The sequence below is a fragment of the Nocardia sp. NRRL S-836 genome, assembly GCF_001279525.1.
Classification (GTDB): domain Bacteria; phylum Actinomycetota; class Actinomycetes; order Mycobacteriales; family Pseudonocardiaceae; genus Lentzea.
On the sequence record NZ_LGDY01000093.1, the window covers coordinates 18,896 to 32,928 of the forward strand.

The 14,033-nt window shown below is 70.7% G+C and carries 15 protein-coding genes; 3 read left to right on the plus strand and 12 right to left on the minus strand.

The features are described from left to right. Window positions 1–19 precede the first annotated feature (19 nt). From ADL03_RS16115 to thrS, 6 genes are all read right to left on the minus strand, one after another. Window positions 20–1,000, minus strand: coding sequence for a phosphatidylinositol mannoside acyltransferase (locus tag ADL03_RS16115; protein ID WP_369808983.1), 981 nt, complete (start codon window positions 998–1,000; stop codon window positions 20–22). Next, window positions 919–1,521 (minus strand): phosphatidylinositol phosphate synthase, encoded by a 603-nt coding sequence (gene pgsA, locus ADL03_RS16120; protein WP_053734281.1) that lies wholly within the window; start codon window positions 1,519–1,521, stop codon window positions 919–921. Before pgsA ends, ADL03_RS16115 begins: the two co-directional genes overlap by 82 nt. A gap of 66 nt (window positions 1,522–1,587) precedes the next feature. Continuing rightward, window positions 1,588–2,427, minus strand: coding sequence for a helix-turn-helix transcriptional regulator (locus tag ADL03_RS16125; protein ID WP_053734282.1), 840 nt, complete (start codon window positions 2,425–2,427; stop codon window positions 1,588–1,590). 281 nt (window positions 2,428–2,708) lie between these two features. Then, window positions 2,709–2,888 (minus strand): hypothetical protein, encoded by a 180-nt coding sequence (locus ADL03_RS16130; RefSeq protein ID WP_053734283.1) that lies wholly within the window; start codon window positions 2,886–2,888, stop codon window positions 2,709–2,711. A gap of 70 nt (window positions 2,889–2,958) precedes the next feature. Further along, window positions 2,959–3,522, minus strand: coding sequence for an HIT domain-containing protein (locus tag ADL03_RS16135; protein ID WP_053734284.1), 564 nt, complete (start codon window positions 3,520–3,522; stop codon window positions 2,959–2,961). Further along, window positions 3,519–5,567, minus strand: coding sequence for a threonine--tRNA ligase (thrS, locus tag ADL03_RS16140; RefSeq protein ID WP_231641921.1), 2,049 nt, complete (start codon window positions 5,565–5,567; stop codon window positions 3,519–3,521). The genes ADL03_RS16135 and thrS overlap by 4 nt, the downstream gene beginning before the upstream one ends. A 92-nt stretch (window positions 5,568–5,659) precedes the next feature. On the opposite strand from thrS, the gene ADL03_RS47085 reads away from it, so the two are divergent. The 3 genes from ADL03_RS47085 to ADL03_RS47090 all read left to right on the plus strand — a co-directional run bounded on the left by ADL03_RS47085 (window position 5,660) and on the right by ADL03_RS47090 (window position 6,665). Beyond that, complete coding sequence (locus ADL03_RS47085) at window positions 5,660–5,821, plus strand: hypothetical protein (RefSeq protein ID WP_157528797.1); 162 nt, start codon at window positions 5,660–5,662, stop codon at window positions 5,819–5,821. Window positions 5,822–5,940: 119 nt separating this feature from the next. Next, window positions 5,941–6,246 carry a hypothetical protein gene (locus ADL03_RS16145; protein ID WP_053734285.1) on the plus strand — a complete coding sequence of 102 codons (306 nt, stop codon included), beginning with the start codon at window positions 5,941–5,943 and terminating at the stop codon, window positions 6,244–6,246. Further along, complete coding sequence (locus tag ADL03_RS47090; protein WP_157528799.1) at window positions 6,243–6,665, plus strand: hypothetical protein; 423 nt, start codon at window positions 6,243–6,245, stop codon at window positions 6,663–6,665. Before ADL03_RS16145 ends, ADL03_RS47090 begins: the two co-directional genes overlap by 4 nt. A 130-nt stretch (window positions 6,666–6,795) precedes the next feature. Here the strand turns inward: ADL03_RS47090 and ADL03_RS16155 are convergent, their stop codons facing one another. From ADL03_RS16155 to ADL03_RS16180, 6 genes are all read right to left on the minus strand, one after another. Then, a complete protein-coding gene (locus ADL03_RS16155; RefSeq protein WP_053734398.1) occupies window positions 6,796–8,439 on the minus strand; it encodes an AMP-binding protein in 1,644 nt (547 codons plus the stop codon). 164 nt (window positions 8,440–8,603) lie between these two features. Further along, window positions 8,604–9,302, minus strand: a complete 699-nt coding sequence (locus tag ADL03_RS16160; RefSeq protein ID WP_197288373.1) for a FadR/GntR family transcriptional regulator — start codon at window positions 9,300–9,302, stop codon at window positions 8,604–8,606. 17 nt (window positions 9,303–9,319) lie between these two features. Further along, complete coding sequence (locus ADL03_RS16165) at window positions 9,320–10,126, minus strand: 3-oxoacyl-ACP reductase (protein ID WP_231641923.1); 807 nt, start codon at window positions 10,124–10,126, stop codon at window positions 9,320–9,322. Then, window positions 10,126–11,478, minus strand: a complete 1,353-nt coding sequence (locus ADL03_RS16170) for an aldehyde dehydrogenase (protein WP_053734288.1) — start codon at window positions 11,476–11,478, stop codon at window positions 10,126–10,128. The genes ADL03_RS16165 and ADL03_RS16170 overlap by 1 nt, the downstream gene beginning before the upstream one ends. After that, window positions 11,475–12,146, minus strand: a complete 672-nt coding sequence (locus ADL03_RS16175; RefSeq protein ID WP_053734400.1) for a gamma-glutamyl-gamma-aminobutyrate hydrolase family protein — start codon at window positions 12,144–12,146, stop codon at window positions 11,475–11,477. The genes ADL03_RS16170 and ADL03_RS16175 overlap by 4 nt, the downstream gene beginning before the upstream one ends. 526 nt (window positions 12,147–12,672) lie before the next feature. Next, entirely contained in the window at window positions 12,673–14,013 is a 1,341-nt protein-coding gene (locus tag ADL03_RS16180; RefSeq protein WP_053734289.1) for a glutamine synthetase family protein, read from the minus strand. Window positions 14,014–14,033: the final 20 nt, after the last annotated feature.

Sequence of the window (14,033 nt, forward strand, 5' to 3'; positions counted from 1 at the left end):
TCCGTCCGCGGCCCGGCCGTCACCGCGCGAGCCGGCGGGCCAGCGCGGTGCGGCGGCCCTCCGGCAGGTCCGCGAGCCACAGCTTCTGCAGCATGTGCCAGTCGGTGGGGTGGGCGGCGATGTCGGCGGCGAAGGCGTCCGCCAGCGCCTGGGTGGCGGCGGGGACGGTGCTGACCTTGATCCGCGGGTGGATGCGGAACTGCCAGTTGTCGGCGGTGTTCCAGCAGCCCACCGGCAGCAGGGCGGCGCCGGTCGTCGCGGCCAGGTGCGCGGGGCCGGCGGGCATCAGGGTCTGCTCGCCGAAGAACGTCACGGGCACGCCGGACGAGGTCAGGTCGCGGTCGGCCAGCAGGCACACGACCCTGTTGGCGCGCAGGCGTTCGGCGAGCACCGTCGCGGTGGGACGGTCGCCGCCGGTCAGCGGCAGCACCTCGAAGCCCAGCGTCTCGCGGAACTCCACGAACCTGCGGTACAGCGACTCGGGCTTGAGCCGCTCGGCGACGGTGGTGAACGTGCCGGAGTGGCCGACGAGCCAGACACCGGCCATGTCCCAGTTGCCGCTGTGCGGCAGCGCCACGACCGCCCCGCGGCCCTCGCGCAGTGCCGCGTCGAGGTTCTCCGTGCCGGACACCAGCTGGTCGCACTTCTCGAACGCCGCGCGGTGGTCCATCGACGGCAGCCGGAACGCCTCGCGCCAGTACCGCGCGTACGAGCGCAGCGACTCGCGCACGAGCTCGTCCAGCTCCTCGTCGCCCGCTTGCGGCACGACCCGGCGCAGGTTCTTGCGCAGCTGCCGCACGCCCTCACCGCCACGACGGGCCGCGTGGTCGGCACCGGCCTCGAACAGGCCGCGCGCCCACGCCTCCGGCAGCAGCCGGATCAGCCGCCAGCCGGCCGTGTACCCGAGCGTCGCGAGGTTCACGCTGCCTCCCGCGCCGACTTCGCCACCGCGAGGACCCGTTGCAGCACCGTCACGACCGTCATGGCCGCGAGCAGCCACAGCGCGAAGTCCAGCAGGTGCGGTACGCCCAGGCCCTGCACGCCGGCACCGGCCAGGGCGACGATGAACCGCTCCGCCCGCTCGGCGATGCCGCCGTCGGCGGTGAGCCCGGTGGCCTCCGCGCGTGCCTTCACGTACGAGATCACCTGTGAGGCGACCAGGCAGACGAAGCCCGCGACCGCCGTCCAGCGCGCGCCCGAGTCGAGCGCGTACCAGGTCAGCGCGGCGAACAGGGCGCCGTCGGCGATGCGGTCGCAGGTGGCGTCCAGCACCGCACCGAACCTGGTGGGCCCGGCCGCCCGCGCCATCGCGCCGTCGATGAGGTCGAGCAGCACGAAGAACGTGACCAGCGCGCTGCCGAGGAACAGCTGCCCGCGCGGGATGAACCACAGCGCGCTCGCGACGGCGCCCACCGTGCCGACCACGGTGACGACGTTGGGCGTGAGGCCACGCGCCAGCAGCCACGCCCCGATCGGGTCGGTGACGCGCGAGACGGACGCGCGAGCGAAGATGTTCAGCATGGCGGTTCGCAGCCTAGCTGGACTGCTGAAACGTGCTGCTCGCGGGTGAGTCGGCACCGGCGGTCGCTAGCCGAGCCTGCGGTGGTCCTCCGCGATCTTCTTCAGCAGCCCCTGCAGCTCCTCCCCCCGCACCGCCGCCCGCTCCAGCCGGCCGAACAGCGCGAGGTACTCGCGCACGTCCAGCGGGTCGGTGATGGTGGCGTTGCCGGTCAGCACGCTGACCGTGACGACGCGCTCGTCGTAGATGTGGAAACCGTGCAGCGCGACCACGTTCGTCTCCGCCGACCACGGCACGACGCCGAGGCGGACGTTCGGCCGGCGCTGGATCGCGGCCAGGTGCTCGACCTGCTCCGCCATCAGCTCCGGTGTCCCCAGCCGCCAGCGCAGCGCGCTCTCGGTGAGCACGAACACGAACTGCTTGGCCAGATCGTCCATCCGGGACCGCCGGACCCGCAGCGCCGCGACGGCCGCCTCCTGTTCGGGCGCCGGCATCGTGGCCAGCACGGTGCGCAGGTAGGCCTCGGACTGCAGCAGCGAGGGCACGAGGTTCAGCTGCAAGAACCTCGATGTCGCCGCGCGGGCCTCGACCCGGCTGATCGTCTGCTGGTGGCGGTGGGCACCCCGGTGCAGCACGACGCGGCGGGTCTCCGCCTCCGCGTGCAGCGACCTGGCGAGTTCGACGAGCTCGAGCCGCGTCTCCCGTGCCGCGGCGAGCTCCGCGACGAGACGCTCCACGTCGGTCACCGACGGGAGCAGCATGCCGTTCTCGATCTTCGACAGCTTGGACTGGCTCATCCCGGTGGCACGGGCGGTGGCCGTGCCGGTCATCTTCGCCTCGGTGCGCAACCGGCGTAACTCACGCGAAAGCCGTTCTCTCGCTAATCGCGAACGCTCAGGTGCGGTCATGTTCGCACCGTAACCATCCGGACACGCTGAGACGATCGGCCATAGGCGGGGACTTGACTTCCGGGCGAAGCCTCCAGGTGGGTGATCTCACCTACCTGGAATCGCTATGCGCTGGCGGAATGTCTCGATCGGTTCGCCAAAAGCACCCGAAAGTTGCAACGCAACCTATTCCGCACCGCATGGAAACTGCGCCGATTGTCCCATGCGGACAACGTGGGTGCTTTTTGTCACTTTTTTGTCCAAGAAAATGGTACGCGGCGCAATCACGCACGGGCGGGTGGTCATACCGGCTTTCGCGCGCGCAATACCGCCCGGACACCGAAGCCGACGGCGCCGAAGATGAGCAGGAAGCCGATGAGCCCGAGTCCGGGAGCGTCGTCGGCCTGGGCGTACATGATCGCGCCGACGCCGAGCGCGACGACGAGGACAGCGGCGAGCAGGGACAGCAACAGTCGAGGCATGGATCGACTGTCGCTCACTAGCTATCGAAAGTCAATAGATAGTGAGTGACAGTCGATCAACGGCAGGACCTCAGCCGAGTGCCTTCCAGCCGTCGGCCAGCAGCTGCCTGGTCTCCCCGAGCAGCTGCGGCAGCACCTTGGTGTGCCCGATCACCGGCATGAAGTTCGCGTCCCCGCCCCACCGCGGCACCACGTGCTGGTGCAGATGCGCGGCGATCCCGGCACCGGCCACGTCGCCCTGGTTCATGCCGACGTTGAACCCGTGCGGTGCCGCCACGTGCCGCCCCACCCGCATCGCCTTCTGCGTGAACGCGGCGAACTCGGCCGTTTCGGAAACCGTCAGGTCCGTGTAGTCGGGCACGTGCCGATACGGCAGCACCATCAGGTGGCCGGGGTTGTACGGGTAGAGGTTGAGCACGGCGAACACTTCCGACCCGCGGGCGATGATCAGCCCCGATTCGTCGTCGAGTTCGACCACTCGGCAAAACGGACAACCGGCGGGTTCATCGCCGACCGCTTTGCCCTCGCCCTTCACATAGGACAGGCGGTGCGGGGTCCACAACCGCTGCAATGCGTCGGGGACCCCGATCCCGTCCTGCCCGGAAAGTTCCGGACCCGCGGACCCTGGCGTCACGAGAGCAGTTCCGCCGTGGGCGAGGCGTTCTCGCGGCGGCCGACCCACTCGACGATCTGCTCGACGGCCCGGTCCACCGGGACGCCGTTGATCTGGGTGCCGTCGCGGAACCGGAACGACACCGCGTTCGCCTCCACGTCCTTGGCGCCGGCCAGGAGCATGAACGGCACCTTCTGCATGGTGTGGTTGCGGATCTTCTTCTGCATGCGGTCGTCGGAGGCGTCGACCTCGACCCGGATGCCCTTGCGCTTGAGCACGTCGCGCACCGCGAACAGGTGGTCGGCGTTCTCGGACGTGACCGGGATGCCCACGACCTGCACCGGCGCGAGCCACGCCGGGAACGCGCCCGCGTAGTGCTCGGTCATCACGCCGAAGAACCGCTCGACCGACCCGAACAGCGCGCGGTGGATCATGACCGGGCGCTGGCGGGAGCCGTCCGGGCCGGTGTACTCGAGCTCGAAGCGCTCCGGCAGGTTGAAGTCGAGCTGGATGGTCGACATCTGCCAGGTGCGGCCGAGCGCGTCGCGGCACTGCACGGAGATCTTCGGGCCGTAGAACGCGGCGCCACCGGGGTCGGGCACGAGCTCCAGGCCGGACTCCCGCGCCACCGACGCGAGCGTCTCGGTGGCCTCGTCCCAGATCTCGTCCTCACCCACGTACTTCTCCGGGTTCTTGGTCGAGAGCTCCAGGTAGAAGTCGTCGAGGCCGTAGTCGCGCAGCAGGCCGAGCACGAACTCCAGCAGCGAGGCCAGCTCGTCGCGGATCTGGTCGCGGGTGCAGAAGATGTGCGCGTCGTCCTGCGTCATGCCGCGCACGCGGGTGAGGCCGTGCACCACGCCGGACTTCTCGTACCGGTACACGGCGCCGAACTCGAACATGCGCAGCGGCAGCTCGCGGTAGGACCGCCCGCGCGACTTGAAGATCAGGTCGTGGAACGGGCAGTTCATCGGCTTGAGGTAGTAGTTCTGCCCCGGCTTGCGGACCGTGCCGTCCTCGTTGAGCTCGGCGTCGAGGTGCATCGCCGGGTACATGCCGTCCTCGTACCAGTCGAGGTGACCGGAGACCTCGAACAGGTTGCCCTTGGTGATGTGCGGCGAGTAGACGAACTCGTAGCCCTCTTCGGTGTGCCGCTGGCGGGAGTAGTCCTCCATGGCCTTGCGGATGATGCCGCCCTTGGGGTGGAACACCGCCAGGCCGGAGCCGATCTCGTCGGGGAACGAGAACAGGTCGAGCTCCACGCCGAGCTTGCGGTGGTCGCGGCGCTCGGCCTCGGCCAGGCGCTCCAGGTAGGCGTCCTGCGCCTCCTGCGTCTCCCACGCGGTGCCGTAGATGCGCTGCAGCTGCGGGTTGTTCTCGTTGCCGCGCCAGTAGGCGGCGGCCACGCGGGTGAGCTTGAACGCCGGGATGTGCTTGGTGGTCGGCACGTGCGGGCCGCGGCACAGGTCGCCCCACACCTGCTCACCGGTGCGCGGGTCGAGGTTGTCGTAGATCGTCAGCTCGCCGCCGCCGACCTCCATGACCTCGCTGGTGTCGACGTCGCTCTTGATGTCCACGAGCTCCAGCTTGAACGGCTCGGACGCCAGCTCGGCCTTGGCGGCGTCGACCGACTCGACCACGCGCCGGGAGAACCGCTGCGAGCCCTTGATGATCTGCTTCATGCGCTTCTCGAGCGCCTGCAGGTCCTCGGGGGTGAACGGCTTGTCGACCTGGAAGTCGTAGTAGAAGCCGTCCTTCACCGGCGGGCCGATGCCGAGCTTGGCCTCGGGGAACTGCTGCTGCACCGCCTGCGCCAGCACGTGGGCGGCGGAGTGGCGGATGACGCTGCGGCCGTCCTCGGTGTCCGCGGCGACGGCCTCGACCTCGACGTCGACCTGAGGGGTCCACGACAGGTCGCGCAGGTGGCCCTCGGCGTCCTTCACGACGACGATCGCGTCGGCGCCCTTGCCGGGCAGCCCCGCCTCGCGCACGGCCGTGCCCGCCGTCGTCCCAGCCGGAACCACCACGCGCGGCGGGTTCTGGGCGACTGCTGGGCGCGACTCGGACACGGTGACTCCTCGGTGAAGACTCTGGGGCTGGAAGGTTCCAGGTTTGCGGTTCAGATGTTATCGGTGCTCAAAACCGACATGACGATCGCGTCGTGGAAGACGCCGTCCGGGAGCAGGCCGAGGACGTGCCGATCACGGCGGTGCCGCGGCGCGTGCCGGAGCCGTCCCGCAGCGCGACCCGCGGCCCGGACCCGCCGGTCCCGGTGGCCGCGTGCGCGAACTCCTCGCGGAGGGGTACCAGTTCCACACCCTGATTGAAGCCGGTGGGTGCAAGCGGTTTGTCATACGCACACCCGTCTGAGTGGTTTTTCGGATGCGGCCGGGCGGGGCGGGCGCGCACGCTGTGGGCCCGCCGTTCGTGAGGAGCTCTGACATGCGCGATCTCGTGGTCGAGTGCCCGGTCCGCCTCACCGCGTCCAACAGGGACGAACTGCGTCTGCTCTACGCCGACCTGCACGACCATTACGCCCGCCGTGACGCGCGTGACGGCACGCGCACCACGTTGCACTTCGTCTGGGCCGCGCCGCTGGACGCGGAGCGGTTCGGGGCGACCTACGCCGACCAGCGGCACGTCTTCCAGGCCAGCCGACCGGTGCTGAACTCGGTGCGGCGGCTTCAGGAAACGAACAGGCGACTGTCAGGCTGTGCTCAGCCGGGCGGCGCATCGTTGGTGACATGAGCGAGCAGGGACAGGCGCCTCCCCCACCGGGGGCGCCGGGAGACCAGCCGCGGACGGCCCAGCCCGCCGCGGACCAGCCGACGACGCCGCACCAGGTCCCGGATCCGGCGCCCTCGGAGACCACGACGACCGCGGCCCCTCCTCCCGTGGCGCCGGCCCGGCGTTCCCGGCTGAGGGGTTTCGCACGGCACCGCGCCACCCAGCTGGTCGCCGTGGGCCTGCTGGGCCTGGTGCTCGGTGGCGGGATCGTCGGCGCGGTCGCGGCCGACCGGTCCGACCACCGCGGCGGGCCGGGCAGCTTCCGGGCCCACGACCGGGGTGAGCGCGGGCCGGACCGCTTCGACCAGCGCGGTGACCGGTCCGGCCAGCGCGGCGGCGGTCAGTTCGAGGGCCGCCCCGGCGACCGCTTCGAGCGGTGACACCGGCCGAGCGCACGACTCGCGGGCCGAGTCCCCGACACCGCGAGTCGTGCGCTCCCCACGGCCAGGGACGCACGCCCCCGCCGGATCGGTCCCCTGGCCTCGCGGTGGCGTGCGTTCCGCCGTCCGCTCACTGCGCCTGCGGTCCCAGCCGGATCGACAGCAGCTGGCGCCGCAGCACCTTGCCGGTGGCGTTGCGCGGCAGCTTCGGCACGACCACGACCTCGCGCGGGACCTTGTGCCGCGCCAGCCGGGTGCGCACGAACTCGCGCAGCTCCCGCACGTCGATGCGGGCCCCCGCGACCGGCACGACGAACGCCCGCAACCGCTGGCCGTACTCGGCGTCGGGCACCCCGAGCACCGCCGCGTCCCGCACCCGGTAGTGCGTCATCAGCAGGTTCTCCACCTCGACCGGGTACACGTTCTCGCCGCCGGAGACGATCATGTCGTCCTCGCGGCCGTCGAAGTAGAGCCGGCCCACGGGGTCGAAGTGGCCGAGGTCGCCGGTCGCGACCAGGCCGTCGATCGACTCCTTCTGCGTGCCGTCGGTGTAGAGGTCGACGGTGAGCGAGCCGCGCACGTGGATGCGGCCGGTCACGAACGAGCGGGTGATGCGCTGCCCCGCCTCGTCGTAGAGGCGCACGTCGCAGTTGTGCGGTGGCATGCCGACGCTGGACGGCGCGGCGGCCAGGTCCTCGGGCGTGGCCACGGTGGCGACGGCGACCTCCGTCGAGCCGTAGAGGTTGTAGAGCACCGGCCCGAGCACGGCCTGGGTGCGCTGCACCAGGTCCGGCGGGAGCGTCGAACCCGAGCAGAACACGACGCGCAGGCGCCGCAGGTCGTACGAGTCGAGCACCGGGCGCTCCAGCTCCATGATCCGCTGCAGCATCGTCGGCACCACCACGAGCGTCGTGCAGCGCTGGCCCTGCACCGACCACAGCGTCTTGCGCGGGTCGAAGCGGCGGTGCAGCACCGCGCGCGAGCCCAGCGACATGGCGAGCGTGAGGTGCGAGTAGCCGACCGAGTGGAAGATCGGGGCGGCGATGAACGTCGACTCGTTCGCCCTCATCGGGATGCGGTCGAGGAAGTCCGACGCCGTCAGCACCGACTTGATCTCGCGGGCGGTGCCCTTGGGGACGCCGGTGGTGCCGGAGGTCAGCTGGATCACCACGCCGGGCTCGCGCGGGGGGTCCAGCTCGCCGCGCGGCGCCTTGGCCACCAGCTGGTCCAGCGTCGGCGTGCGGCGGTCCAGGCCGTCACGCGACCAGGCGAGCCAGCGCGGGACGCCCGGCGGCAGCTGGTGGAACAGCGGCGTGAACTCCTCGTCGTGGATGACGACGGACGCGCGTTCGCGTTGCAGGAGGGCCAGCACGACCGGGGCGCCGAAGCCGGTGTTCACGAGCAGCACTCGCACGCCGAGCTTCGCGCACGCCAGCAGCGACTCGACCATGCCGCGGTGGTTGCGGCACATCAGCGCGACGACGTGCGTGTGCTGCAGCCCCAGCGACCGCAGGCCCTGCGCGATCGCGGTCGACCGCCGGTCCAGCTGCCGGTACGTCATCGACCCGCGGTCGTCGACCACGGCGATGCCGTCCGGGTTCAGCCGCACCGCGCGGCGCAGCGCCGTGACGTTCGGCCCCCACACCGCGACGTCGCGCAGTGCCTGGAGGGACATCTTGACGTTCGTGAGGCTGACCATGCCCGCTTCGGACAAGACGCGGAGTGAGTGCACCTTGCCCACGGCGTCGCGAAACACCTTGCGCAACCCTGGCATCAACAGCTCCTCGCGCTGCAAGTCCCCGAGGTGTTCGGACGGTAACTGTCCGCAAGCCCGACGCCAAGGGTTGTTCCATGCGGAATGAGCATGACAACGCGACAATCGAACGTGCAAACGTTTTCATGTTACCGGAGGGCCGCCGGACCGGCCCGTCCGAGCGCTCAGACCAGGAAGCCCCGCAACAGCGACGCCGTCCCGTCGAGGTGCTCGGCCATCTCCCGGCGCGCTGCGGCCGGGTCTCCGTCCAAAATGGAGTCGATGATGCGTTCGTGCTGGGCGTTGGAGTGGGCGAGGTTCGGTTCGAGCAGCGGGATGGTGTCGAGCAGCTCGTTGACCCGCATCCGCGAGTCCGCGACCGCCGCGGTGAGCGAGGCAGAACCGGTGGCCTCCGCGATCGCCAGGTGCAGCCGGGAGTCCTTGCGGCGGTAGTCGGCGAGCGCCGCGGTGGACGCCTCCTCCAGGCGTGCCCGCAGGCCGCGGCGCTCCTCCGGGCCCAGCGACCGGCCGGCCGCCTCCTCGGCCGCACCGGTCTCCAGGACCTTCCGCACGGTCAGCGCGTCGTGGACGTCGCCGACCTCCTTGCCGGGAGCGGGCTCGGGGATCTGCCCGGTGACGAACGTGCCGCCGTAGCGGCCCCGGCGCGACTCGACGTAGTCGTTCTCCTGCAACGACCTGATGGCCTCGCGCACGGTCACCCGGCTCACGCCGAGCCGGGTGGCCAGCTCCCGTTCGGACGGCAGCCGCTCCCCCGGCGCGACGACGCCGAGCCGGATGGCCTGCATGAGCCGTTCGACGGTCTCCTCGAAGGCGTTGCCCGCCCGCACCGGGCGGAACAACGCCTCCTGCGCGTGTTCCATCATCTGCCGTGCTGCTTCTCTTAGAGGGGCGTCACGTACGCGCCGGCGATGCCGCCGTCCACGAGGAAGTTCGACGCCGTGATGAACGACGAGTCGTCGCTCGCCAGGAACGCCACCGCCGCGGCGATCTCGGCCGGCTCGGCGAACCGGCCCAGCGGCACGTGGACCAGGCGCCGCGCGGCCCGCTCGGGGTCCTTCGCGAACAGCTCCCGCAGCAGCGGCGTGTTGACCGGGCCGGGTGAGAGCGCGTTCACGCGGATGCCCTCCCTGGCGAACTGCACGCCGAGCTCACGTGACATCGCGAGCACGCCGCCCTTCGAGGCCGTGTAGGAGATCTGCGAGGTCGCCGCGCCCATCGTCGCCACGAACGACGCCGTGTTGATGATGGAGCCCTTGCCGTTGGCCAGCATGTGCGGGATCGCCCACTTGCAGCACAGGTAGACCGACGTGAGGTTCACCTTCTGCACGCGCTCCCACGCCTCGATGCCCGTCGTGAGGATCGAGTCGTCGTCGGGCGGCGAGATGCCGGCGTTGTTGAACGCGATGTCCAGCTTGCCGTAGGTGTCCACAGTGGTCTGGAACAGCGCTTTGACCTGTTCCTCGTCGGTCACGTCGACCTGGACGAACAGCCCGCCCGCCTCGTCGGCGGCCGCCTTGCCGCTCGCCGGGTCGACGTCGGCGACGACGACCTTCGCGCCCTCGCTCGCGAACCGGCGCACGGTCGCAAGTCCGATGCCGCTGCCGCCACCCGTCACGACGGCCACGCGGCCCTCGAGTCGCTGCACCATTTCTGAGTCTCCTCGTGTGTGTTCCGGATTCGCCAGCATCAGGTCGCGATGAAGACGTTCTTGAGCTCGGTGAAGGCGTCCAGCGCGTCCGGGCCGAGCTCACGGCCGAGCCCCGACTGCTTCACACCGCCGAACGGCGTCCAGTAGCGGACGGACGAGTGCGAGTTGACCGACAGGTTGCCGGCCTCGACCGCCCGCGACACCCGGATCGCGCGGCCGACGTCCCGCGTCCAGATCGAGCCGGACAGGCCGTACTCGGAGTCGTTCGCGATCCGGACGGCGTCGTCCTCGTCGGTGAACCGCAGCACGACGACGACCGGGCCGAAGATCTCCTCGGTGACCGTGCGGTCGTCGTAACCGGGCGTGAGGACCGTGGGCGGGAACCAGAACCCCGGCCCGTCCGGCGCCGTCCCGCGGAACGCGACCGGTGCGTCGTCCGGCACGTAGGACGCCACCTTGCCCAGGTGCGCCGCGGAGATGAGCGGTCCCATCTCGGTCGCCTCGTCGCCAGGGGTGCCGACCTTCACCCCCTTGACCGCGGGCTCCAGCAGTTCCATGAACCGGTCGTAGACGCTCTCCTGCACCAGGATCCGGCTGCGGGCGCAGCAGTCCTGCCCGGCGTTGTCGAACACCCCGTACGGCGCCGTCGCGGCCGCCTGCTCCAGGTCGGAGTCCGCGAACACGATGTTCGCCGACTTGCCGCCCAGCTCCAGCGTCACCCGCTTCACCTGGTCGGCACAGCCCGCCATGACGTGCTTGCCGACCCCGGTCGACCCGGTGAAGACGACCTTGCGCACCAACGGGTGCGTGACGAACCGGTTGCCGACGACGCTGCCCTTGCCGGGCAGCACCTGGAACACGTCCTGCGGGATGCCCGCCTCCCTGGCCAGCTCGCCGAGCCGGATCGCGGTGAGCGGCGTGAGCTCCGCGGGCTTGAGCACCACCGTGTTGCCGGCGGCCAGCGCGGGCGCGAACCCCCAGCCGGCGATCGGCATGGGGAAGTTCCACGGCACGATCACGCCGACGACGCCGAGCGGTTCGTGGAACGTCACGTCGAGCCCGCCTGCGACCGGGATCTGCTTGCCGAACAACCGTTCCGGCGCGGCCGCGTAGTACTGCAGCACGTCGCGGACGTTGCCGGCCTCCCAGCGGGCGTTGCCGATGGTGTGCCCGGAGTTCTCGACCTCCAGCCGCGCCAGCTCCTCGTTGTGCGCGTCGACCAGCTCCGCGAACCTCCGCAGCAGCCGCGCGCGGTCACCGGGCGCGACGGCCCGCCAGCTCCCGAACGCCCTGTGCGCCTTGGCGATCGCGGCATCGGTCTCGTCGAGGGTGGTGTGCGGGACGGACCGCACGACCTCCTCGGTGGCCGGGTTGATGACGTCGAAGGTCACGCTTCTCTCCTTGACACGTCTACCAGGGCCTGGAACAGCCTCAGGTCCTCGATGTCCTGCTCCGGGTGCGACTGCACGCCGACGACGAACCGCGCACCGTCCAGCTCCACGGCCTCGACGGTCCCGTCGGGCGCCGTGGCCGTGACCCGGAGACCGTCCGCGACCCGGTCCAGCGACTGGTGGTGGTGACACTGCACGGTCGTGTGGTCACCCAGCACCGCGTGCAGCCGCGAGCCCGGTGTGACGTCCACGCTCGTGTGCTCGAACACGCCCGGCGCCGGGTTGTGGCCCTCGATGTGCTGGTGCAGCGTGCCACCCAGCGCCACGTTGAGCACCTGCATGCCGCGGCACACACCGAGCACCGGCAGGCCGAGCTCCAACGCCGCCTCCACCAACGCGAACTCGGCCTCGTCTCGGTCGCGCCGCGGCGCCCCGGTGCGCGGGTCCGGCTCGGCGCCGTAGGTGGCGGGGTCCACGTCGGCACCGCCCGCGATCACCAGCGCGTCGAGGAACCCGATGGTCTGCGCGGTCCACGTGCCGACCGGCGGCAGCATCACCGGGTTGCCACCGGCCCGCACCACGCAGTCGAGGTAGCCGCGGTAGAGCACGGCGGCCTCCACGTCCCAGTGGCCGAAGCGCGTGCGCTCCAGGTACGTGCTGATGCCGATGAGGGGCGGAATTGTCGTACCTGCCTGCGATGATTGGACTGGGGTGCGCAGACCCCCCGGAGGGGGACCAATCGGGATCGGTTCAGTGCCGGGGTCCGGCCGACGTGCGGCCACGCGCTCAGCGCCACGTCCCGAGCCGCGTGCCGAGCCACGTACCGAGCCGGGTTCGGAACCATGGTCAGATTCGCGCTCAGCGCCACGTTGCAGCGCGCGTTCGGTGCCATGGGACAGCGCGCGTTCGGTGCCGTGCGCCAACCCGCGTTCGGTGCCGTGCGCCAGCCCACGTTCGGCGCCATGAGCCAGCCCACGTTCGGTGCTGCGGCGTGCCGCGTCCTCAGCGCCACTTCCGGACCCGCGCACAGCGCCGGGTTCGGACCCGGGTCCCGACCTCGCGCCGGGCCCACGCTCGGCGCCGCGTTCCACACCACGCTCACCGTCGTGTGCCAGCCCGCGTTCAGCGCCGCGTTCGGACCCACGTCCCGACCCAAGGCCGGGTCCACGCTCAGCACCGCGGTCAGCCCCGCGTTCAGAGGCGTTCGAAGCCACGGACCTTCTCCCAGTCGGTGATCGCGGCGTCGAACGCCTTCAGCTCGATCCGCGCCGCGTTGAGGTAGTGGTCGACGACCTCGGCGCCGAACGCGTCGCGCGCGAGTTCGCTGCCCGCCAGCAGGTCGGCCGCGTCGCGCAGCGTCGTCGGCACGGTCGGGCGGTCGGAGGCGTAGGCGTTGCCGACGAACTCGTCCTCCAGCTCCAGCTTCCGCTCGACGCCGTGCAGCCCGGCCGCGATCAGCGCCGCCACCGCCAGGTACGGGTTCACGTCGCCGCCGGGCACCCGGTTCTCGAACCGCAGCGACTGCCCGTGGCCGACCACCCGCAGCGCGCACGTGCGGTTGTCGCGGCCCCACGCCACGGCGGTCGGCGCGAACGAGCCCTCCACGAACCGCTTGTAGGAGTTGATGTTCGGTGCCAGGAAGTAGGTGAGCTCGCGCAGCGCGGCCAGCTGGCCCGCGAGGAAGTGCTTCATCAGCTCCGACATGCCGTGGCCCTCCGCGAAGACCGGCTCGCCGTCCTTCGAGCGCAGCGACAGGTGGATGTGGCAGGAGTTGCCCTCGCGTTCGTTGTACTTCGCCATGAACGTCAGCGACCTGCCCTGCTGTGCCGCGATCTCCTTGGCGCCGTTCTTGTAGATGGCGTGCTGGTCGCAGGTGCGCAACGCCGTCGTGTAGCGGAAGGCGATCTCGTGCTGGCCGGGGTTGCACTCGCCCTTGGCCGACTCGACGACCATGCCCGCGCCCGTCATGCCGTTGCGGATGGCCCGCAGCAGCGGTTCGACGCGTGCGGTGCCCAGCAGCGAGTAGTCCACGTTGTACTGGTTGGAGGGCGTGAGGTTGCGGTAGCCGGCGTTCCAGGCCTGCTCGTAGGTGTCGTCGAAGACGATGAACTCGAGCTCGGTGCCGACGTAGCAGTCGAGTCCGAGCTCGGCGAGCCGGTCGAGCTGCTTGCGCAGGACCTGCCGGGGTGAGGCGACGACCGGGTCGCCGTTCTCCCAGACGACGTCGCACATGACGAGCGCGGTGCCCTCCTGCCACGGCACGCGCCGCAGCGTCGCGAGGTCCGGCTTCATCACGAAGTCGCCGTACCCGCGCTCCCAGCTCGACATCGCGTAGCCGCTCGCGGGGTTCATCTCGACGTCGACCGCGAGCAGGTAGTTGCAGCCCTCCGCGGAGTGGCCGAGCACCTCGTCGAGGAAGTACCGGGCAGCGCAGCGCTTGCCCTGCAGGCGGCCCTGCATGTCCACGATCGCGACCAGGACGGTGTCGATCTCCCCGGTGTCCACGGCCGCGCGCAACTCCTCGACGGTCAGCATCCCGCGTTCCTCCAAAGGTC

Excerpts from the sequence above, each read along its gene's own strand:
- pgsA (WP_053734281.1), bottom strand. The coding sequence starts at position 1,521 with ATGCTGAACATCTTCGCTCGCGCGTCCGTCTCGCGCGTCACCGACCCG.
- ADL03_RS16125 (WP_053734282.1), bottom strand. The coding sequence starts at position 2,427 with ATGACCGCACCTGAGCGTTCGCGATTAGCGAGAGAACGGCTTTCGCGT.
- ADL03_RS16130 (WP_053734283.1), bottom strand. The coding sequence starts at position 2,888 with ATGCCTCGACTGTTGCTGTCCCTGCTCGCCGCTGTCCTCGTCGTCGCG.
- ADL03_RS16145 (WP_053734285.1), top strand. The coding sequence starts at position 5,941 with ATGCGCGATCTCGTGGTCGAGTGCCCGGTCCGCCTCACCGCGTCCAAC.
- ADL03_RS47090 (WP_157528799.1), top strand. The coding sequence starts at position 6,243 with ATGAGCGAGCAGGGACAGGCGCCTCCCCCACCGGGGGCGCCGGGAGAC.
- ADL03_RS16155 (WP_053734398.1), bottom strand. The coding sequence starts at position 8,439 with ATGCCAGGGTTGCGCAAGGTGTTTCGCGACGCCGTGGGCAAGGTGCAC.
- ADL03_RS16160 (WP_197288373.1), bottom strand. The coding sequence starts at position 9,302 with ATGATGGAACACGCGCAGGAGGCGTTGTTCCGCCCGGTGCGGGCGGGC.
- ADL03_RS16165 (WP_231641923.1), bottom strand. The coding sequence starts at position 10,126 with ATGCTGGCGAATCCGGAACACACACGAGGAGACTCAGAAATGGTGCAG.
- ADL03_RS16180 (WP_053734289.1), bottom strand. The coding sequence starts at position 14,013 with ATGCTGACCGTCGAGGAGTTGCGCGCGGCCGTGGACACCGGGGAGATC.